The following is a 21,474-nucleotide window of genomic DNA, read 5'->3' on the forward strand; positions in this document are numbered from 1 at the left end:
CGGTAGTCACTGGGTTACCCGCAGTGTCCAGCTTCTCGTAGTTGCCACCGGTGGTGCCGGTAATGCTGTTGGTCAGGTCCGGATTGGTGGTGTGCACGTTGTTCGGCGCAACGAACTCAACCGAGCCAGTGCTCTGGCCAACCGGAATAGTGATCTGCTGACCGTTGGCCAGGTTGATCACCAACGCAGAACCGGTAACCGGCGCAGTGACCGAAGCGGTGTAGGTGACGACGCCACCTTCGGCAACGCTGCTGTTCGCAGTCAAGGTGACAGTCGAAGTATCGATGGTGTCCGTCACTTGAGTAACGGCCGGAGTGCCATCTACTGCAACTTTCTCGAAATCACCGCCCGTAGTGCCAGTGACGGTCACGCTCACTTCACCGGCATCGATGTAGACGTCATCGGCAGGCGCTGCGACGGTAATGCTGCCTTCGGTTTGGCCCGCGGCGATGGTGATCACTTCACCATTGCTCAGGGTGACTTTCATTTCGGTACCGGCCGGGTTGGTCAGCGTTGCGGTATAAACAATCGAACCGCCTTCTGCGACCGAACCAGTGGCCGTCAGTTTCAGGCCAGTAGTGTCATCGGTACCTGGACCGTCGGTGACGGTGGTCACTGGGTTACCCGCAGTGTCCAGCTTCTCGTAGTTGCCGCCGGAAGTGCCGGTGATGCTGTTGGTCAGGTCCGGGTTGGTGGTGTGCACATTGTTCGGCGCAACGAACTCGACCGAGCCAGTGCTTTGGCCGACCGGAATAGTGATCTGCTGACCATTGGCCAGGGTAATAACCAGCGCAGAACCGGTGACTGGCGCAGTGACCGAAGCGGTGTAGGTCACCACACCACCTTCGGCAACGCTGCTATTGGCCGTCAGGGTGACGGTCGACGTATCGATGGTGTCAGTAACTTCAGTCACTGCCGGCTGATTGCTGACCACCAGGTTCTCGAAGTTGCCGCCATCGACTTTGTCGATGCTCACGCTGACGTTGCCGGCATCGACATACACGTCATCGCTTGGCGCAGGCACGGTGACGCTGCCTTCGGTCTGGCCTGCGGCAATGGTGATCACCGCGCCGTTGCTCAGGGTCACGGTCACTGGTGTGCCGGCCGGGTTGGTCAGGGTCGCGGTGTAGATGATCGAGCCGCCTTCGGCCACGGTACCGGTGGCGTTCAGGCTCAGGCCGGTGTCATCGATCGAGTCGGTAATGGTGGTGACCGCCGGGTTCGGGTTCGGTACCAGGTTCTCGAAGTTGCCGCCCGTGGCGCCAGTGATGGTGGTGCTGACGCTGCTGCCGTTGTTGTAGACGTCGTTCGCTGGCGTCTGCACGTCAACGGTACCGGTGCTCTGGCCGGCGCCGATGGTGATAGTGCTGCCGTTGGACAGGGTGACGGTCACCGGCGTCTGCGCCGGATTGGTCAGGGTAGCGGTGTAGGTGATCACGCCGCCTTCGGTGACACTCGGGTTGGCGGTCAGGGTGACTGTGGTGGTGTCGATGGTGTCGGTGATCTGGGTCACCGCCGGGGTGGTGTCCGGGGTGACGATCAGGCCCGCGCCGCCGGTGGTGCCGGTGATGGTCGTGGAGATCTCACTGCTGTCCAGGTACACGGTATCGTTCGGCGGGATGGTCACGCTGACGCTGCCGGTGGTCTGCCCGGCGTTGATGACGATGACCTGGCCATTGGACAGGGTCACGGTCAGGTCGGTCAGCGGTGGCTGGCCCAGGGTGGCGGTGTAGATGATCACGCCACCGGCCTCGGTGATCGACGGCGTGGCGCTCAGGGTCAGGCCGGACTCGCGGGTAGGCGTGGTGGTTGCCGGGTTGTTGGCATCGTCCAGGCCGCCCAGCTCCTGGGTGGCGGCGCCGGTGGCAAAGCCGATAGGGCCGGTCGGGAAGCCAATGGTCGGGTCGACCGAGCCTGCGGTGGCATCGAGCATGACGAAGCTGTGGCCACCACCGGCCGCGCCGCCGCTACCTGCGGCAGTCGGGCCGGCTGCGGTGGCTTCAAGTTCGGTAGTCGGGTCAGCACCGGCGGCGATGGCCTGTTGCAGCTCTTCGACCGAAGGCGCTGCCTGAGCGGTGGCAGCCGCCAGGTCAGTGCTGCTGTCCGGGGTGTCGGCACTCCACTGAGTATCACGGCCCAGGTCCAGGCTGCGGCCATCGGCCAATTCCAGGGTGACGGCACCGGCCAGGCCGGTGAGTACCTGCTCGCCAGCGAACAGGCGGTCACCTTCGATGAGTACACGTTGAATCCCTTCTGGGGATACGGCGATTACTTGGCCAACAATGCTTTTGACGATGGCAACAACACTGCTCATTGGACTCTCCGGACTACCCGTTCAATTTGGCTTCCATGCCAGCAGGCGCTGAATTGCCGCTTCTGATGGAATGTTTCAATAGTGAGTTCGACGCTTTTGACGTCAATTAATTGTCGATATCTGTTGGCTATTAAGTTTATGCCAAAGTATTGACCTTCCTGCTGCCATCCTAAACAATCAGCTCTGTAATGTCACATTGATATTTGAGCGGCTGCCACTCTTCCACCGTACGAACCAAGTACTCCTTCGGAAGTTTCCGACATAAGGTCAATCCGGTTGCCATTTTCTAATGCAGCAACGATTTCTGCTGTGATTTGGGACAAGACGTCCCTGGGAAAAAGTTAAATGCGCGCGTCACTGTTTACTGCTCTTCCTTTCGTCCTCGCCACCAGTTTCGTTCAAGCACAGAGCCTGCCAGAGGCCATGCAGAAAGCCCTCGAGGTGCACCCGGAAATTCAGGCCGGGGTTAACAGCCGAATTGCTGCCGACTACCAACTGCGCGCCGCCAAGGGCGGTTACCTGCCGCGTGTCGATGTGCTGGCCGGTTATGGCCGTGAAGGCACCGACAGCCCGAGCACCGGCAACCGCTGGGAAACCCTCAACCGCGGTGAGTCGAGTGTGCGTCTGCGGCAGATGGTCTTCGACGGTTTTGCCACCTCGAGCGAAGTCGGCCGCCAGCAAGCCACCGTCAACTCCCGTGCCTACTCGCTGCTGGGGGCGTCCGAGCGCACCGCGCTGACCGTTGCCCAGGTCTACCTGGATGTCCTGACCCGTCGCGAGATGGTCCGCCTGGCAGAAGACAACCTGCGCAGCCACGAACGCATCTACGACCAGATCAAGCTGCGCACCGCCCGTGGCGTCGGCCGCCTGGCTGACCTTGACCAGGCCGAAGCGCGTCTGGCCCAGGCGCGCAACAACCTGATCACCGAGCAGACCAACCTCGCCGATGCCAAGACCAACTACCTGAGCGTGGTCGGTCAACTGCCGGACGAGTTAAGCAGCCCTGCGCCGTTTGTCGACCTGTTGCCAGCCAACCTCGACGAAGCCCGTCAGCAGATGGTCGAGAGCAGCCCGATCCTGCGCTCGGCGGAGTCCGATATCGCAGCAGCGGAGAAACAATACGAAGCGGCAAAGTCTACTTTCTATCCGCGTTTTGATGCAGAACTCGGACGGACGGCCGATAACGATCTGGATGGCATGAACGGCCACAACAACGAATGGCAGGCTATGCTGCGCATGAGTTTCAACTTGTACGCCGGCGGCAGTAACAAGGCCGACCTGGAATCCAAGTCGTACCTGACCAACCAGGCGCTGGACATTCGTAACAATGCCTTGCGCCAGCTCAATGAGGAGCTAGGCCTGGCATGGAATGCTATGGATAACGCCAATGCGCAGTTGCCGATCGCCCAGCAATACGTCGATCACAGCAACAGTGTGCGCACCGCCTACCAGAAGCAGTTCAGCCTGGGCGAACGTACCTTGCTAGACTTGCTCGACAGCGAGAACGAACTCTTCACCGCGCAGCGTCGGCTGACCGAAGTGAAGAACATCCAGCTGTTTACTCAGTACCGAATCAAAGCGACCATTGGTCAGCTGCTCAAGAGCCAGGGTGTTGTCGCACCGATGGCCACCGTGGTGCAGAACGACCTTAAACCGAAAGTGAACCTGCCAGGCATGAACTGAGGTTCACTGTCATAGCCAACCGCAACCGTTAAGAGAGCCCGCGTGGAATCAGAAGTCAGTCGAGTCCAGCTCAGCCATGATCCCCGCAGTCAGCACGACGACCCGCTGCTGGACAGCCTGCTGTCTCTCTGCGTGCTGCACCAGAAGCCCGCCAGCCGGGCCATGCTGACCACCGGCCTGCCGTTGCCGGCCCAGCGCCTGAGCCCGGAGCTGCTGCCACGTGCGGCAGCCCGTGCCGGCCTGCAGGGCCGCTTGCTGCAACGCAAGCTGGAGCAGATCCCGAGCATTGCCATGCCGGCCATGCTCCTGCTCAAGGACGGTCGCAGCACGGTGTTGCTGGGGTGGGAGAACGACGACACCGCGCGCCTGTTGCTCAGCGAGAGCGACGGCGGCGAGGTTCATGTCAGCCGCGAAGCCCTGCAGAGCGACTACAGTGGTCGGGTGTTCTTCGCCCAGCCGCAGCACAAGTTCGACGTCAATCACGGCAACCTGATCCCGCGGGCGCGCTCCTGGTTCCGTGACACCCTCAAGCGCAGCCGCTGGCTGTACATCGACGCCATCGCCGCAAGCCTGGTAATCAACCTGATCGCCCTGGCCGCGCCGCTGTTCGTGATGAACGTCTACGACCGCGTGGTGCCCAACCAGGCCACCTCGACCCTTTGGGTCCTGGCCCTGGGTATCTCCGGCGCCTACATCTTCGACCTGATCCTCAAGGGCCTGCGCAGCTTGTGCCTGGACCTGGCCGGGAAGAAGACCGACCTGATCATCTCCGCCACGCTGTTCGAGCGCATCGTTGGCATGGCCATGAAATACCGGCCGGCAAGGGTCGGCAGCTTTGCCCAGAACATCCATGAATTCCAGGGCCTGCGCGACTTCCTCGCCTCGTTGACCCTGACCAGCCTGATCGACCTGCCGTTCACCCTGTTGATCCTGCTGGTGATCGCCATCATTGGCGGGCACCTGGTGTGGATTCCAATCATCGCCTTTCCGCTGGCCCTGGGCATCGGTTATGCCCTGCAGAAACCGCTGGTGGCGACCCTTGAACGGACCATGGCGCTGGCCTCCGAGCGCCAGTCGAGCCTGATCGAGACCCTCGCCGGGCTCGATGCGGTCAAGGTCAACAACGCCGAAAGCGAACGCCAGTACATGTGGGAGCAGACCATCGGCACCCTCAGCCGCCTCGAGCTGCGGGTCAAGGTGCTCTCTGGCCTGGCAATGAACATCACCCTGCTGATCCAGCAACTGGCAGGCGTGGCGCTGATCTGCGCCGGCGTCTACCAGATCATGGCTGGCAACCTCAGCATGGGCGGCCTGATCGCCTGCTACATGCTCAGTGGCCGCGCCCTCGGCCCGCTGGGCCAGCTTTCCGGCCTGCTGACCCGTTACCAGCAAGCCAAGGTCACCATGGTCTCCACCGACCAGATGATGGAGCTGCCGCAAGAGCGCAACTTCGAAGAACGCCCGCTGAGCCGTCAGGTGCTGCAGGGCGCCATCGAGTTCCGTGGCGTCGATTTCACCTACCCGAACCAGCAGAACCTGGCGCTCAAGGGCGTCAATGTGGCGATCCGCCCCGGCGAGAAAATCGGCATCATCGGCCGCAGCGGCTCGGGCAAGAGCTCGCTGGCCAAGTTGATCGTCGGTCTCTACGAAGCCGATGCCGGCTCCTTGCTGGTCGATGGCGTGGACATCCGCCAGATCGACGTCAGCGAACTGCGCCACAACATCGGCTACGTGCCCCAGGATATCCAGCTGCTGGCCGGTACCCTGCGTGACAACCTGGTCAGCGGTGCCCGCTACGTGGAGGACGAAATGGTCCTGCAGGCTGCCGAGTTGTCCGGGGTGCATGAGTTCGCCCGGCTGCACCCGCAAGGTTATGAGCTGCAGGTCGGCGAGCGTGGCCAGAACCTGTCCGGTGGCCAGCGGCAGAACGTCGCCCTTGGCCGCGCCTTGCTGCTCAACCCGCAGATCCTGCTGCTCGACGAGCCGACCAGCGCCATGGACAACACCGGTGAAGAACGCCTCAAGCAACGCCTGCAAGCGGTCATCGAGAACAAGACCGTGGTCCTGGTGACTCACCGGGCCTCGCTGTTGTCACTGGTCGACCGCCTGATCGTTGTCGATCGCGGGCAGATAGTCGCGGATGGCCCGAAAGCCGCCGTCATGGATGCGCTGAAGAAGGGGCAGATCAGTGTTGCTTAAGTTGGATATGGGCCAGATCAAGGACAGCCTGCGCAAGTACTTCAAGGGTTCCGAGTCGCTCAGCGGGCAACCGTTGCCGGAGGTCAACAAGGCACTGATCGAAGATGCCCCGCGCATCGTGCGCCTGACCATCTGGGGGGTGCTTGGCTTCTTCCTGTTCATGGGCCTCTGGGCCAACTTCGCCATTATCGACGAAGTGACCCGTGGCGAAGGCAAGGCGATCCCGTCGTCCAAACTGCAGAAAATCCAGAACCTGGAAGGCGGTATTGTCGCGCAGATCTACGCCAAAGAAGGCGAGATCGTCGAAGTGGGCGACCCGTTGCTGCGCCTGGACGACACCCGCTTTGTTTCCAACGTCGGTGAGACCGAGGCGGACCGCCTGGCCATGGCCCTGCGCGTCGAACGCCTGAGCGCCGAGGTCGAAGACCGGCCGCTGAAGATCGACGCCGAAATCCGCAAGGCCGCGCCGAGCCAGGCCGCCAACGAAGAATCCCTGTACCAGAGCCGCCGCCAGCAGTTGCAGGACGAGATCGGCGGCCTGCAGGAGCAACTGGTGCAGCGTCAGCAGGAACTGCGCGAGTTCAGCTCCAAGCAGGGCCAGTACCGCAACAGCCTGCAGCTGTTGCGCCAGGAGATCAGCATGTCCGAGCCGCTGGTGGCCCAGGGCGCGATCTCCCAGGTGGAAGTGCTGCGCCTCAAGCGTGCCGAAGTGGAGAACCGTGGCCAGCTGGACGCCACCTCGCTGGCGATTCCGCGCGCCGAATCGGCGATCAAGGAAGTCGAGCGCAAGATCGACGAGACCCGCGGCAAGTTTCGCAGCGAAGCCCTGACCCAACTCAACGAGGCGCGCACCGACCTGAGCAAGGCCCAGGCCACCGGCAAGGCCCTGGACGACCGGGTCAACCGTACCCTGGTGACCTCGCCGGTGCGCGGTATCGTCAAGCAGCTGCTGGTCAACACCGTGGGTGGGGTGATCCAGCCGGGCAGCGACCTGGTCGAGATCGTCCCGCTGGATGACACCTTGCTGGTCGAAGCGCGCATCCGCCCGCAAGACATCGCCTTCCTGCACCCGGGGCAGGAGGCGATGGTCAAGTTCACCGCCTATGACTTCACCATCTACGGCGGCTTGAAAGCCAAGCTCGAACAGATCGGTGCCGACACCATCACCGACGAAGACAAGAACACCTTCTACGTGATCAAGCTGCGCACCGAGCGCAGCCACCTGGGGACCGACGACAAGCCGCTGTTGATCATCCCGGGGATGGTCGCTTCGGTGGATATCATCACCGGCAAGAAGAGCGTATTGAGCTACTTGCTCAAGCCGATCATCCGCGCGCGTGCCGAAGCGCTGCGCGAGCGCTAAAAGCATCGCTGGCAAGCCAGCTCCCACAGTTGGACTTTGTGGGAGCTGGCTTGCCAGCGATGAGGCCCTTAAGCTCACCATATGCTTATGCGCTAAAGATATTTAAATTCTTTCTCTTATGACTTTATAGTCACTCCCCTGCGTACCTGCCGACCAATCGGCGCGCCGCACGACCGAACCAACACGGAACACCGTGAGTTTCTGATCGATGCGCGCACCATTGGGCGCGCTCTGCGTGGGAGTGAATCATGTCAGCGGCCTCTAACGCCTTGTCGTCCATCGACAGTGCACAGCAGCAAGCCTTCGAAATCCTGCCGTTCAGTGGTGCCGTCGGCGCCGAGATCATCGGCCTGGACCTGACCCGAGCAGTCAGCGCCGAGGACTTCACCCGGATCCACCGGGCCCATCTCGACCACCACGTGCTGGTGTTTCGCGACCAGCGCATTACCCCCGAACAACAGATCGCCTTCAGCCGCCGCTTCGGTGTGCTGCAGATTCACGTGCTCAAGCAGTTTTTGCTCCGCGGCCACCCGGAAATCCTGATCGTCTCCAACATCATCGAGAACGGGCAGAACATCGGCCTGGGCGATGCTGGCAAGTTCTGGCACTCGGACCTGTCGTACAAGGAACTGCCAAGCCTGGGCTCGATGCTGCATGCCCAGGAGCTGCCCCGCGAAGGCGGCGACACGTTGTTCGCCGATATGCACAAGGCCTGGGACGGCCTGCCCGAAGCCCTGCGCAAAGCCGTTGAAGGCCGCAGCGCCGCGCATTCCTATACCGCCCGCTACAGCGAGAGCAAGTTCGCAGGCAACTGGCGCCCGACCCTGACCGCCGAGCAACTGGCGCAGGTTCAGGAAGTCATTCACCCGGTCGTGCGCACCCACCCGGAAAACGGCCGCAAGGCGCTGTTCGTCAGCGAAGGCTTCACCACCCGCATCGTTGGCCTGCCCGAAGACGAAAGCCGGCAGCTCCTTGCCGAGCTCTACGCCCACAGCGTGCTCGAGCAGAACATCTACCGCCACCAATGGCAGCCCCATGACCTGGTGTTCTGGGACAACCGCTCGTTGATTCACCTGGCCAGCGGCTGCCCTGCGCACCTGCGCCGCAAGCTGTACCGCACCACCATCCAGGGCGATGCCCCGTTCTGATCTTTCGAGGAGTACAGCATGCGCAACTCAATCAGCCGCCTGGCGGCCAGTATCGGCCTGGGTGCCAGCCTGTTTGCCGGCAGCCTGGTGGCACCGGCCACGGCCCAGGCCGAAGGTGAAATCCGCATTGCCGAACAGTTCGGCATTGTTTACCTGCTGCTCAACGTAGTGCGCGATCAGAACCTGATCGAGAAGCATGGCAAGGCGCAGGGCATCGACATCAAGGTCGATTGGACGCAGCTGTCTGGTGGCGCCGCGATCAACGACGCCTTGCTCTCCGGTTCGGTGGATATCGCCGGCGCCGGCGTCGGCCCGCTGCTGACCATCTGGGACCGCACCCAGGGCCGGCAGAACGTCAAGGCCGTGGCCTCGCTGGGCAACTTTCCCTACTACCTGGTCAGCAGCAATCCCAAGGTGAAGACCATCGCCGACTTCAGCGAGAAAGACCGCATCGCCCTGCCGGCGGTGGGCGTCTCGGTGCAGTCGCGGTTCCTGCAGTACGCCGCTGCCAAGCAGTGGGGCGACAAGGAATACAACCGCCTCGACAAATACACCCTGGCCGTTCCCCATCCTGATGCCACCGCGGCCTTGCTGGCCGGTGGCACCGAGCTGAACGCGCACTTCTCCAACCCGCCGTTCCAGGATCAGGTACTGGCCAACAAGGACGTGCACGTAGTGCTCAACACCTACGACCTGCTCGGCCCGAACTCGCCGACCGTGTTGTTCGCCACCGAGAAATTTCGCAACCACAACCCCAAGACCTACAAAGCCTTCGTCGATGCCCTGGCGCAAGCCGCCGAGTTCGCCCAGAACGACAAGGCCGCCGCAGCCGACACCTACATCCGCGTGACCAAGGCCAAGATCGACCGCGAGGCACTGCTGAAGATCATCGACAACCCGCAGTACGAATTCAGCGTGACGCCGAAGAATACCTATCCGCTGGCTGAATTCCTCTACCGCGTGGGCGCGATCAAGCACAAACCCGAATCCTGGAAGGACTACTTCTTCCAGGACGAGAAACCGCTGCAAGGGAGCTGAGCCGGATGAACACCCCATTGCCAGGCCACACGGTCAGCAAGCTGAGCAGCGTCGCAACGCCGCCGCTGCTGCAGGTGGATAACCTAAGCCTGGAGTACCGCACCGCGCAGCGCGTGGTGCGGGCTACCCACCAGGTCAGTTTCGAAGTGGACAAGGCCGACCGCTTTGTCCTGCTCGGGCCCTCGGGTTGTGGCAAGTCGACCCTGCTCAAGGCGGTGGCCGGCTTCATTGAGCCCCGGGAAGGGCAGATCCGCTTGCAGGGCCAGGCAGTGCAGGGCCCGGGCCCGGACCGCATCGTGGTGTTCCAGGAGTTCGACCAGCTGCCGCCGTGGAAAACCGTCAAGCAGAACGTGATGTTCCCGCTGCTCGCTTCCGGCACGCTCAAACGCAAGGAGGCCGAAGCGCGCGCCTTGCACTACCTGGAGAAAGTCGGCCTGGCCGGCTTTGCCGACGCCTATCCGCATACCCTGTCGGGCGGCATGAAAGCCCGCGTGGCGATTGCCCGGGCGCTGGCCATGCAACCGAAGATCCTGCTGATGGACGAACCCTTCGCCGCCCTCGACGCCCTGACCCGGCGCAAGATGCAGGAAGAGTTGCTGCTGCTCTGGGAAGAGGTGCGTTTCACCTTGTTGTTCGTCACCCATTCGATCGAAGAAGCGCTGGTGGTCGGCAACCGCATCCTCTTGCTGTCGCCGCATCCGGGCCGGGTACGCGCCGAGATCCACAGCCACCAGTACGACCTGCAGAGCCTGGGCGCCAGCGACTTTCAGGCGTCGGCGCGGCGCGTCCACCGCTTGCTGTTCGACGACGATGCCCAGGTCGAGCACGACCCGGCCTTGGGCTTCGCCGACATTCGCATTGCCTACTGACCGGGAGTCTCACCATGACCACAACTGTTACGCCGCGTCAGGAATACGAAGTTGTCCTCGAACCGCTACTGAGTGTCCCCGTAGAGCGCGAACTGCCGCTGGGTCAGCGCCTCTGGCAACAGGGCTGGCTGCGCAAGGGCCTAATCCTGATCCTCCTGGCCCTGGCCTGGGAAGCCATCGCCCGCTACCAGGGCAACGACCTGCTGCTACCGAGCTTCCTGCAGACTGCGGCAGCCCTGTATGACGGCCTGCTCAGCGGCGAGCTGCCGGCCAAGGTCGGCGTGTCGCTGGTGGTGCTGCTCAAGGGCTATCTGCTGGGGATCGTCCTGGCTTTCGGCCTGACCAGCCTGGCGGTGTCGACCCAGTTCGGCCGCGACCTGCTCAGCACCCTGACCTCGATGTTCAACCCGCTGCCGGCAATTGCCTTGCTGCCATTGGCGCTGCTGTGGTTCGGCCTGGGCGACAACAGCCTGATCTTCGTGTTGGTGCATTCGGTGCTCTGGGCCCTGGCGCTCAATACCTACGCGGGCTTTCTCGGGGTGTCGGAGACCTTGCGCATGGCCGGTCGCAACTATGGCCTGCGTGGCTTGCGGCTGGTGGTGCAGATCCTGATTCCGGCGGCGCTGCCGTCGATCCTCTCGGGCCTGAAGATCGGCTGGGCCTTTGCCTGGCGCACACTGATCGCCGCCGAACTGGTGTTTGGCGCCACCAGCGGCAAGGGCGGGCTGGGCTGGTACATCTTCCAGAACCGCAACGAGCTGTACACCGACAAGGTGTTCGCCGGGCTTGCGGTGGTGATCCTGATCGGCCTGCTGGTCGAAAGCCTGGTGTTCAACACTCTGGAGCGTATTACCGTGCGCCGCTGGGGCATGCAGCGCTGACAGGCTCAGGCCGATCGATACTGCGCGGCGGCATTGTGGAGGGTTTCGGCAATCTGCTGGCGCAGGCTCAGGGGCTGCTCGACGATCAGCCCGTCGCCCTGGCTCAGTAGCCACCAGCGCAGCTGCCAGCTGTTGCTGACGGTGGCCCGCAGGCGGTGGCCATTCTCCAGCGGGGTCAGGTGCATGTCCGCCGACAGCGGCGTTTCGCGCACCAGGCGGGCGAGGTTGTCGCTGATCCAGGCCTGCAGCTCGATCTTGTCGCTATCGCCGAACTGCAGGGCATCGCTGCGCAGGTAGGCCTGCAGATCGAAGGCATGCAGGCCTTCGGTCGGGCTGTCGAGAATGTGCAGCTTGCGAAAGCGATGCACGGCGAACTGGCGAATGTCGGTACAGGACGCGGCGCTGGCAATCAGGTAACTGACCTGGCCGCGCTGGATCAGCGCTAGCGGGTTGAGGGTCAGTTCGCTGAGCGTGTCGTTGTGAGCCGAGTAGTACTGGCAGTGCAACTGGTATTCCTCAAGCAGCGCGTGTTGCACGGTCTCGAGGATGCTGTCGGGCACTTCCGGTGCCTGCATGTTCATGTCCGGGCGCACGCTGGCGACCTTGTCCAGCCAGCGCGCCACCTTGTTCGCCCCCGACAGGTGTTCGAGCTTTTGCCGGGCATGGCTGAAGCGCGGGTCCAGCACTTTCAGCATGCTCCCCGGCAACAGCGGGCGCACGGCCTCTTCCACCAGCGCCAGGCTCAGCGCCTCGCTGACACTGATACCGCGTAGCTCGATGCAGGCGTTGGCCGCCCAGTGCCAGCCATAAGGGATGCTCTTGTCGTTGCGTTCCAGCGGGAAGATCAGCGACAGCTCATTGAGGTCGCGCTCGATGCTGCGCTTGCTGATGGAAAAACCTGCGTCCTGCAGGCGGCCTACCAACTCGGCACTGGTAATCCCCGGCGAGCGGCTGGGCAACTGGCGCAGCAACTCCCATTGGCGGCTGAGGGTGGCACGTGTCGTGGCAGAGGGCAAAAGGCGGCGTCCTTGTCTAGGCTTGCGGTTGTAGCATGGCGCCAGCGCGGTGATATGGCAATTAGCCATTTATGTATCCAGATCAAGGATGAAGCAGTTGAGTGCCCTAACTGAATTGTTCGCGACAGGTTTTGTCGTGACCGTGCGCAGAATCACGCCTCATCACTCCCGCTGTTGGATCTGTGGGTAGTTCAATGAGGACGAACATGTCAGCTGCCAGCAACATTTACCCACTGCTTGAGCGCCTGTTGCCCGAGCGGATCATCCCTGCGCCTGGTCGGCCCGGCCGCCTGCAGCGGTTGTACGCCGGGGTCGGCATGCCCAGCCAGCGGGCAGCGCTGGGCGAGAGTTTCAGCCTGATCAGCCGCCTGGATGAAGCCGCTGACCTGCAGGCGGTGTACGACGACCTGCGTGCCCAGGCCCTGGAGGGCAACGTCGGTGCGCTCAATGACCTGGGCTGGATCTGGCTCAACGGCAAGTACTGGCGCGCCGACCCGACCTTGGCCGGGCATCTGTTGCGCATGGCGGCCCTGCAGGGCAGCGCTGCTGCCTGGTTCAATCTTGGCCAGCAGCATTACTTCGGCAAAGGCGTCGAGGTGGCCTACGCCAGCGCGGCGGAGTATTACCAGCAGGCTTTCGAGCGTGGCTTGGAGCATGCCGCCGCCGCCCTTGGCGACCTCTACGAGGAAGAAATCTGTGACAGCGACAGCCAGGAATGGCAGGTCGACCTGCAGCAGGCCTATCGCTGGTTTCTACGTGGCGCCCAGCGCGGTGACGCCCGTTGCCGCTTCGAGGTTGGCTACCGGCTGCTGCATGGGCTGACGGTCAACGTCGACACCAAAGCCGCGGTGTACTGGCTGGAACTGGCCGCTGTGGCCGGGGTGATGCAGGCTGCCGAAGCGTTGGCGCTGCACTTCAGCGAGGTCAACAACGCCCTGCGTTATCTGTTCTGGCGCGAGCAGGCGATCAGCCTGGGCAGCAAGCTGGCGCTGAACATGAAGCTGGACGATCAGCTGCAACCTTGAACATGACGTCTGTCAGCCACTATTGACGGCAGGGGCGGTGATCGAAGAATATTGATAGTTAGCAAACTATGAATATAGCCACGAACCTCCCTTCATGACCCTCGACGCACTGCAACTCAACATCAGCAGCGGTATGGTGGTGGCCGGCCGGCACTGGCGGCGCATCTGCCAGGCGACTCTGGCCGGCTACGGCATTTCCGAAGCCTGTGCGATGCCACTGCTGATGATCGTGCGCCTGGGCGATGGCGTGCACCAGGTCGCCGTAGCGCAAGCGGCAGGGCTTGAAAGCCCGTCGCTGGTACGCCTGCTCGACCAGCTGTGCACGGCCGGCTTCGTCTGCCGCACGGAAGATCCGCTCGACCGCCGGGCCAAGGCACTGAGCCTGACCGCCAGCGGCCGGGTGCTCGCCGAAGCCATCGAAGGCGAACTGGTGCGCCTGCGCCGTGAAGTGCTGCAGGGCATCGACGAAGCCGACCTGCTGGCCACCCTGCGCGTGCTGCGCGCCTTCGAAGAGGCTGCCCAGCGCACCCCGGGCGTGCCGACGTGAACGGTTTTTTCAGCTCGATGCCGCCTGCGCGCGACTGGTTCTACGGCGTGCGCACCTTTGCCGCTTCGATGATCGCCCTGTACATCGCCCTGCTCATGCAGCTGCCGCGGCCTTACTGGGCCATGGCCACGGTGTACATCGTCTCCAGCCCATTCGTCGGGCCCACCAGTTCCAAGGCCCTGTACCGGGCCATGGGCACCCTGCTCGGCGCCGCCGGGGCGGTGTTCCTGGTGCCGCTGCTGGTGCAGACACCGGTACTGCTGACGGTCGCCGTGGCCTTGTGGACCGGCACCTTGCTGTTCCTCTCGCTGCACCTGCGCACCGCCAATAGCTATGCGCTGATGCTTGCCGGCTACACCTTGCCGATGATTGCCCTGCCGGTGGTCGATGAGCCGCTGGCCGTATTCGACATTGCCTCGTCACGGGCCCAGGAAATCTGCCTGGGCATTGTCTGTGCGGCGGTGGTCGGGGCGATCTTCTGGCCGCGGCGCCTGACCCCGGTGCTGGTCGGCGCCACCGGCAACTGGTTCAACGAGGCGATTCGCTATAGCGACACCTTTCTGGCCCGCGAAGCCAGCGCCGAGAAAGTCGGCGGTCTGCGTGCCTCGATGGTCACCACCTTCAACTCGCTGGAGCTGATGATCGGCCAGCTGTCCCATGAAGGCGCCCGCCCGCAAACGGTAAAGAACGCCCGCGAGCTGCGCGGGCGGATGATCCACCTGCTGCCGGTGATCGATGCCCTCGACGACGCCTTGCTTGCCCTCGAAGGCCGCGCCCCGGCCCAGACCGAGCAATTGCAGCCGTTGCTGGGCGAGGCCCGTGCCTGGCTGCAAGGCACCGCACAGGATGCATCGCCGGCGCGCTGGTCTGCTCTGCGTGGGCAAATCGAACACCTGCAACCGAGCGCTGTGTCCCTTGACCAACGCGCCTCGCTGCTGCTGTCCAACGCGCTTTATCGGCTGGCCGAGTGGGTCGATCTGTGGCAGGACTGCTGCAGCCTGCAGCACGCTATCCGCAATGAAGACCTGTCGCCGTGGCGCGCGGTCTATCGGCACTGGCGCCTGGGCCGGCTGACGCCATTCTTCGACCGTGGCTTGATGCTCTATTCGGTGTTCTCCACCGTCACCGCGATCATTGCCGCCACCACGCTGTGGATCCTGCTTGGCTGGAGCGACGGTGGCAGCGCGGTGATTCTCGCTGCCGTGGCCTGTAGCTTCTTTGCCGCCATGGACGATCCGGCGCCGCAGATCTACCGCTTTTTCTTCTGGACCTCGTTGTCGGTGCTGTTCGCCAGCCTTTACCTGTTCCTGGTGCTGCCCAACCTGCATGACTTCCCGATGCTGGTACTGGCCTTCGCCGTGCCGTGCATCTGCGTCGGCACCTTGACCGTGCAGCCGCGCTTCTACTTGGGCACCTTGCTGACCATCGTCAACACCGCCTCGTTCATCAGCATTCAGGGTGCCTACGACGCCAACTTCCTGACCTTTATCAACGCCAACCTGGCCGGGCCGGTGGGCTTGCTGTTCGCCTTTATCTGGACCCTGGTGGTGCGCCCGTTCGGCGTCGAGCTTGCGGCCAAGCGCCTGACCCGTTTCAGTTGGCACGACATCGTCGGCATGACCCAGCCGGCGACCCTGGCCGAGCATCGGCGCCTGGGTGTGCAGATGCTCGATCGGCTGATGCAGCAACTGCCGCGCCTGACCCAGACCGGCCAGGACACCGGCACCGCGCTGCGTGACCTGCGCGTGGGCCTGAACCTGCTCGACCTGCTGGCCTACATGCCTCGGGTCGGCGCACACCCGCGCCAATTGCTGGGGCGGGTGGTGGAGGAGGTGGGTGAACACTTTCAGGCCTGCCTGGATGCCCGTCGTCGCCTGCACGCTCCCGAGGTGTTGCTGCAGAGCATGGAGCGCGCCCGCCGCGCCCTGAACCTTAATGACCTGGCCGATAGCGCCGAAGCCCGCGTGCACCTGCTGCATGCCCTGAGTGGTTTGCGCCTGGCGCTGTTGCCAGGTGTCGAGGTGGTGCTGGAACCATCCGACGATCAGCCACAACTGCCCTACGGCATCGATGGAGCACCGCTGTGATCGGAGATCTGGATATCAGCGGGGTGTTCCTGCCCACGCTGCTGGTGATGATGGTGCTCACCTACCTGGTGTTCCTCGCTGTGCACGCGCTGCTCAACCGGGTGCACTTCTATCGCCTGGTCTGGCACCGGGCGCTGTTCAACGTTGCGCTTTACGCCGTGCTGCTCGGCACGGTCGACCACTTTTGCCGAAACCTGATGCTGCCATGAAAAAACCCTTGTTGACCCTGGGCCGCGTGGTCCTGACCCTGCTGGTAGTGACGCTGGCGACCGTACTGGTCTGGCAGATGGTCATGTACTACATGTTCGCGCCCTGGACCCGTGACGGTCACATCCGTGCTGATGTGATCCAGATTGCCCCGGATGTTTCCGGCTTGATCCAGCAGGTCGAAGTGCGCGACAACCAGGTGGTCAAGCGCGGTGACGTGCTGTTTACCATCGACCAGGACCGCTTCCACCTGGCCTTGCGCCAGGCCCAGGCGACCCTGGCCGAGCGCAAGGAAACCCTGGCCCAGGCCCAGCGTGAAGCCCGGCGTAACCGTGGCCTGGGCAACCTGGTGGCGCAGGAGCAACTGGAAGAGAGCCAGTCGCGCCAGGCCCGCGCCGAATCGGCCCTGGCCGAAGCCCAGGTGGCGGTGGATGCCGCGCAACTGAACCTCGACCGCTCGGTGGTACGCAGCCCGGTCGATGGCTACCTCAACGACCGCGCGCCACGTGCCCACGAATTTGTCAGCGCCGGTCGGCCAGTGCTGTCGGTGGTCGACAGCGACTCCTACCACGTCGATGGCTACTTCGAGGAAACCAAGCTGGCCGGCATTCACATCGGCCAGGCTGTGGATATCCGCGTGCTCGGCGACAATACCCGCCTGAGCGGGCGGGTGCAGAGCATCGCCGCCGGTATCGAGGACCGCGACCGCAGCAGCGGCGCCAACCTGCTGCCCAACGTCAACCCGGCGTTCAGCTGGGTGCGGCTGGCCCAGCGGATCCCGGTGCGCATTGCTTTCGATGAAGTGCCGGCGGACTTTCGCATGATCGCCGGGCGTACCGCGACGGTGTCGATCCTTGAGGGCCGCGGGCAATGAAACGGCTGTCGCTGCTTGGCCTGAGCCTGCTGCTGTCGGCCTGTCAGATGGTCGGGCCGGATTACCACGTGCCCAAGGACGCTGTCATCCAGCGCGCCGACCTGCAGGGCGAACTGCGCCAGGACGCCAGCAGCGTGGTCTCGGCGCCTGTGCCCAAAGACTGGTGGCACCTGTACCAGGACGAGCGCCTCAATGAGCTGGTGCGTCAGGCCCTGGCCGCCAACACTGAACTGCGCGTAGCGGCAGCGAATATCGCCAAGGCCCGTGCCCAGGTCGAAGAAGCCGAGGCCCAGGGCGGCCTCAATGGTGGCGTGAAGCTGGGCGCCCAGCGTTTGCAAGAGTCTGGCGAGGCGTTCCTGCTGCCAGAGAAGGTGCCCGTGGCCAACATTGGTGAGGCGATTATCAGCGCTTCCTACCAGTTTGACCTGTGGGGCACCCTCAAGCGTGGCGTCGAGGCCGCCCAGGCCAATGCCGATGCGACCCAGGCTGCCGCCGATACTGCGCGCATCACCCTGGTGGCGGATGTGGTCCGCGCCTATACCCAGGTATGCGCGGCCAACGAGGAATATCACATCGCCCATGAGTCCCTGGGCCTGCAAGAACAGAGCGTGACCCTGACCCAGCGCCTGCGCGACGCCGGTCGTGGTGACGAAACCCAGGTGACCCGGTCGCAGACCCAGTTCAAATCCCTGCGCGCCGAGCTGCCGCGTTACCAGGCCGCGCGTGAAGCGGGCCTGTACACCTTGTCGATGCTGTTGGCCAAACCGCTCAATCAATTGCCGGCCGGCACGGGCGATTGCGCCGAGTTGCCGCATATCGCCCAGGTCCTGCCGGTGGGTGATGGCGCGGCGCTGCTCAAGCGCCGCCCAGATATCCGTCAGGCCGAACGCAGCCTGGCGGCGGCCACGGCAACCATTGGCGTGGCCACTGGGCAGTTGTATCCAGACATCAGTATCGGTGCCCAAGTGGGCACTATCGGTATTCTCGACAACCTGGGGGAACCTGCGACCAACCGCTGGGGCTTCGGCCCGCTGCTGACCTGGACGGTGCCGACCAACGGTTCGCGAGCGCGCATTCGCGCGGCAGAAGCTTCGACCCAGGCGGCGCTGGCGCATTTTGATGGGGTGGTGCTCAATGCCATTCGTGAAACCCAGACCAGCCTTGCGCAATACAGTGCTTTGCTGGAGCGCCGTGATGCCCTGGCTGATGCCGAGCGTTCGGCGCAATTGGCGGCGGATCAGACCCACCGCTTTTATCAGGCCGGGCGCGAGTCGTTCCTCGCCGACCTGCAGGCAACCCGCACCTACACCGACATGCGCGCGCAGCTGGCGGCGGCCAATACCCAGGTGGCGATGGGGCAGATTGGGTTGTTCCTGGCGTTGGGTGGCGGTTGGTAAGAGCGGCAAGGCTGCGCCGGCAAAGCCAGCTCCCACAGGGTCCGGCGTCAACAGATCCTTTGTGGGAGCCGGCCTTGCCGGCGATTGGCGACTTCACTTATCCACAAGCCCCTTGAGCATCTCGATCGGCAACGGAAACACGATCGTCGACGACTTGTCCCCGGCAATAGTGCCCAGGGTCTGCATGTACCGCAGCTGCATCGCGCCCGATTGGCGGCCGAGCATTTCCGCGGCCTGCATCAGCTTCTCCGATGCCTGCAATTCGCCTTCGGCATGGATCACCTTGGCTCGCCGCTCCCGTTCAGCCTCGGCCTGACGGGCAATGGCGCGGATCATCGACTCATTGAGATCGACGTGCTTGATCTCGACGTTGGCGACCTTGATGCCCCAGGCATCGGTCTGCGCATCCAGCACCTGGCGGATGTCCAGGTTCAGCCGCTCACGCTCGGCCAGCAGTTCATCCAGTTCATGCTTGCCCAGCACCGCACGTAAAGTGGTCTGCGCCAGTTGGCTGGTGGCCATGAGAAAGTCTTCGACCTGGATGATCGCCTTCTGCGGGTCGAGCACTCGAAAGTACAGCACCGCGTTGACCTTGACCGAGACGTTGTCGCGGGTGATTACATCCTGCGGCGGCACATCCAGCACCACCGTGCGCAGGTCGACCCGGACCATCTGCTGGATCCCCGGGATCAGCAACACCAGGCCCGGGCCCTTGACTCGCCAGAAGCGTCCGAGCTGGAACACCACGCCACGTTCGTATTCGCGCAGGATGCGGAATGCCGCCAGCAACAGCACCGCCAGCAGTGCCAGCAATGCGCCAAAGCCCAGTTCGAAAAACATCTCAGTCTCCTTGCGCCGGTGCTTCTGCTTCGGCGCTGACGTCCAGTAGTACGCCCTTGCGTGTAATCACCCGGACGCGTTGCCCCACCTGCAGTGGCGTCTGGCATTGGGCCTGCCACTGCTCACCCTGCACCTGCACCGAGCCGATGAACGGGTCGCTGTCATTGACCGCCATCACTGTCGCCAGGCTGCCCACCAGCCCGGCATCACCGCTGACCAGCGCGCGCTTGCGCGCCTTCATGGCCATGCCCAAGACACCGCCGAGCAGCAGCGCCGAGAGCAGCGCGAGGGTCAGGATCAATGCCAGGGGGATGCCGAAGCCGGGCACATCGGTGTCCATCAAAATCACCGCGCCGACCACGAACGCGACGATGCCGCCAAAGCCGACCACACCGAAACTGGGCAGGAACGCCTCGGCAATCATGAAGGCGATACCGAGCATGATCAGCGCCGCCCCGGCATAGCTCACCGGCAATAGCTGCAGGGCATACAGAGCGACCAGCAGGCAGATGCCGCCGATCACCCCGCCCACTCCGGAGCCGGGGCTCATGAACTCGAACATCAGCCCGTAGATGCCGATCATGATCAGGATCAGCGCCACGCTGGGGTTGGTGATCACCGCCAGCAGGCGCGTGCGCCAGTCCGGCTCGCGTTCGATGATCGCCACATTGGCCGTATGCAACTGCACCGGCTGGCCAGCGGCTTCCAGGCTCTTGCCGTCGAGTTGGCGCAGCAGGTCGGGGAGGTCGTTGGCGATACGGTCAATGACTTTCAGGCGCAGGGCTTCGTTGGCGGGCAGGCTCACCGATTCGCGCACCGCTTGCTCCGCCCAATCGGCATTGCGCCCGCGCAGTTGTGCCAGGCCGCGAATGTAGGCGGCGGCGTCGTTGATCTGCTTGCGGGTCAGGGTGTCCTGCTCACTGTTCGGCGCTTGCTTGTCGCCGGTGGGCGAGGCGGGCGGTGCGGCCGGGTCCTTGGGCGTGCCCGGCAGGCCGCCGATCTGTACCGGCGTGGCGGCGCCAAGGTTTGTGCCCGGGGCCATTGCCGCCACGTGGCTGGCATAAAGGATGTAAGTGCCGGCGCTGGCCGCGCGGGCGCCACCGGGCGCGACGAAGGTCGCGACGGGTACGGGGCTGGCGACAATCGCCTTGATGATCGCGCGCATCGAGCTGTCGAGCCCGCCCGGGGTGTCGAGGCGGATGACCACCAGTTGCGCCTGCTGTGTCTTGGCCTGTTCCAGGCCGCGTACCAGATAGTCGGCGCTGGCCGGACCGATGGCACCGTCGATACTCATCACCAGCACCGGATTGCCGGGCGCAGCCACGCCGCTCGTCAGGGCGCTGAGCATCAGTAGAAGCAGCAGGTGCCGACACCAGCGAGCGATCACCTGAATTCACCCGGGCAGTGCGTGTCCAATAAGTTTAGTCGGCTGCTTGATGCAGCACGGCCTAAACTTCAGAAGTGGGGGCGTTGTATCCGGAGGTGCATCATGCGTATGGCAAAAACCCTGCAGCAATGCCTGGACAAGGCCGGCTGCGACTATGAAATCGTTTCTCATCCGCACTCATCAACCAGCCTTGAGTCGGCGCGTACCGCCGGCGTACCTGCCGAGCGGGTGGCCAAGTCGGTCATGCTCGACGACCGCCGGGGCAATTACCTGATGGCCGTGCTACCGGCTAACCGTCACCTGGACATGAGCAAGGTGCGGGCCACCGGACCCTGGCAAATGACCCATGAAAGCGGCTTGCCACATCTGTTCGGCGACTGCGAACGTGGTGCCATTCCGGCGTTGGGTGATGCTTACTCGATCAAGATGCTGCTCGATCCGACCCTGACCCGTCAGGGGGATATTTATGTCGAGGCAGGCGATCACGATCACCTGATCCACATGAACATGACGCAGTACCTGAAACTGGTGCCAAACGCCGAAGTGCGTGAGGTTTGCTGATGATCAACCCACTGCCAGGCTGGCGTCGTGGATGCCCG

At 63.5% G+C, this 21,474-nt stretch carries 18 protein-coding genes; 14 read left to right on the forward strand and 4 right to left on the reverse strand.

What is annotated here, in order from left to right; all coding sequences use genetic code 11:
* The coding region (locus tag UW3_RS26725; protein ID WP_010222061.1) for a retention module-containing protein at nt 1-2,314 on the reverse strand (2,314 nt) is incomplete at its 3' end.
* Between the two features lie 345 nt (nt 2,315-2,659).
* On the opposite strand from UW3_RS26725, the gene UW3_RS0109140 reads away from it, so the two are divergent.
* The 7 genes from UW3_RS0109140 to UW3_RS0109170 all read left to right on the forward strand — a co-directional run bounded on the left by UW3_RS0109140 (nt 2,660) and on the right by UW3_RS0109170 (nt 11,495).
* Nucleotides 2,660-3,997, forward strand: coding sequence for a TolC family outer membrane protein (locus UW3_RS0109140; protein WP_010222062.1), 1,338 nt, complete (start codon nt 2,660-2,662; stop codon nt 3,995-3,997).
* 42 nt (nt 3,998-4,039) lie between these two features.
* Nucleotides 4,040-6,196: a type I secretion system permease/ATPase gene (locus UW3_RS0109145; protein ID WP_010222063.1), complete on the forward strand. Its 2,157-nt coding sequence runs from the start codon at nt 4,040-4,042 to the stop codon at nt 6,194-6,196.
* Between the two features lie 7 nt (nt 6,197-6,203).
* Nucleotides 6,204-7,559, forward strand: coding sequence for an HlyD family type I secretion periplasmic adaptor subunit (locus UW3_RS0109150; protein WP_174242313.1), 1,356 nt, complete (start codon nt 6,204-6,206; stop codon nt 7,557-7,559).
* 248 nt (nt 7,560-7,807) lie between these two features.
* On the forward strand, nt 7,808-8,707 hold the full coding sequence (locus tag UW3_RS0109155) for a TauD/TfdA dioxygenase family protein (protein ID WP_010222065.1): 900 nt from the start codon (nt 7,808-7,810) through the stop codon (nt 8,705-8,707).
* A gap of 18 nt (nt 8,708-8,725) precedes the next feature.
* Nucleotides 8,726-9,745, forward strand: coding sequence for an ABC transporter substrate-binding protein (locus tag UW3_RS0109160; RefSeq protein WP_010222066.1), 1,020 nt, complete (start codon nt 8,726-8,728; stop codon nt 9,743-9,745).
* Between the two features lie 5 nt (nt 9,746-9,750).
* Nucleotides 9,751-10,614 carry an ABC transporter ATP-binding protein gene (locus tag UW3_RS0109165; protein WP_010222067.1) on the forward strand — a complete coding sequence of 288 codons (864 nt, stop codon included), beginning with the start codon at nt 9,751-9,753 and terminating at the stop codon, nt 10,612-10,614.
* Between the two features lie 14 nt (nt 10,615-10,628).
* Entirely contained in the window at nt 10,629-11,495 is an 867-nt protein-coding gene (locus tag UW3_RS0109170; RefSeq protein ID WP_010222068.1) for an ABC transporter permease, read from the forward strand.
* 5 nt (nt 11,496-11,500) lie between these two features.
* On the opposite strand, the gene UW3_RS0109175 is transcribed toward UW3_RS0109170, so the two are convergent.
* Complete coding sequence (locus UW3_RS0109175) at nt 11,501-12,511, reverse strand: helix-turn-helix transcriptional regulator (protein ID WP_010222070.1); 1,011 nt, start codon at nt 12,509-12,511, stop codon at nt 11,501-11,503.
* 206 nt (nt 12,512-12,717) lie between these two features.
* Between UW3_RS0109175 and UW3_RS0109180 the strand changes: the two genes are divergently transcribed.
* The 6 genes from UW3_RS0109180 (at nt 12,718) to UW3_RS0109205 (ending at nt 18,648) form a co-directional block, all read left to right on the forward strand.
* Entirely contained in the window at nt 12,718-13,536 is an 819-nt protein-coding gene (locus UW3_RS0109180) for a tetratricopeptide repeat protein (protein ID WP_010222072.1), read from the forward strand.
* 94 nt (nt 13,537-13,630) lie between these two features.
* Nucleotides 13,631-14,083 carry a MarR family winged helix-turn-helix transcriptional regulator gene (locus UW3_RS0109185; RefSeq protein WP_010222074.1) on the forward strand — a complete coding sequence of 151 codons (453 nt, stop codon included), beginning with the start codon at nt 13,631-13,633 and terminating at the stop codon, nt 14,081-14,083.
* Nucleotides 14,080-16,170: an FUSC family protein gene (locus tag UW3_RS0109190; protein WP_010222075.1), complete on the forward strand. Its 2,091-nt coding sequence runs from the start codon at nt 14,080-14,082 to the stop codon at nt 16,168-16,170. Before UW3_RS0109185 ends, UW3_RS0109190 begins: the two co-directional genes overlap by 4 nt.
* Nucleotides 16,167-16,379, forward strand: a complete 213-nt coding sequence (locus tag UW3_RS0109195) for a DUF1656 domain-containing protein (RefSeq protein WP_010222076.1) — start codon at nt 16,167-16,169, stop codon at nt 16,377-16,379. Before UW3_RS0109190 ends, UW3_RS0109195 begins: the two co-directional genes overlap by 4 nt.
* Nucleotides 16,376-17,251, forward strand: a complete 876-nt coding sequence (locus UW3_RS0109200) for an efflux RND transporter periplasmic adaptor subunit (RefSeq protein WP_010222077.1) — start codon at nt 16,376-16,378, stop codon at nt 17,249-17,251. The genes UW3_RS0109195 and UW3_RS0109200 overlap by 4 nt, the downstream gene beginning before the upstream one ends.
* A complete protein-coding gene (locus tag UW3_RS0109205; RefSeq protein ID WP_010222078.1) occupies nt 17,248-18,648 on the forward strand; it encodes an efflux transporter outer membrane subunit in 1,401 nt (466 codons plus the stop codon). The genes UW3_RS0109200 and UW3_RS0109205 overlap by 4 nt, the downstream gene beginning before the upstream one ends.
* 93 nt (nt 18,649-18,741) lie before the next feature.
* Here the strand turns inward: UW3_RS0109205 and UW3_RS0109210 are convergent, their stop codons facing one another.
* Nucleotides 18,742-19,488 (reverse strand): slipin family protein, encoded by a 747-nt coding sequence (locus UW3_RS0109210; protein ID WP_010222080.1) that lies wholly within the window; start codon nt 19,486-19,488, stop codon nt 18,742-18,744.
* A gap of 1 nt (nt 19,489) precedes the next feature.
* Nucleotides 19,490-20,875: an NfeD family protein gene (locus UW3_RS0109215; protein WP_026001248.1), complete on the reverse strand. Its 1,386-nt coding sequence runs from the start codon at nt 20,873-20,875 to the stop codon at nt 19,490-19,492.
* Between the two features lie 102 nt (nt 20,876-20,977).
* Between UW3_RS0109215 and UW3_RS0109220 the strand changes: the two genes are divergently transcribed.
* Nucleotides 20,978-21,436: an aminoacyl-tRNA deacylase gene (locus tag UW3_RS0109220; RefSeq protein WP_010222082.1), complete on the forward strand. Its 459-nt coding sequence runs from the start codon at nt 20,978-20,980 to the stop codon at nt 21,434-21,436.
* Nucleotides 21,437-21,474: the final 38 nt, after the last annotated feature.

This window comes from Pseudomonas donghuensis, from assembly GCF_000259195.1.
GTDB classification, from domain to species: domain Bacteria; phylum Pseudomonadota; class Gammaproteobacteria; order Pseudomonadales; family Pseudomonadaceae; genus Aquipseudomonas; species Aquipseudomonas donghuensis.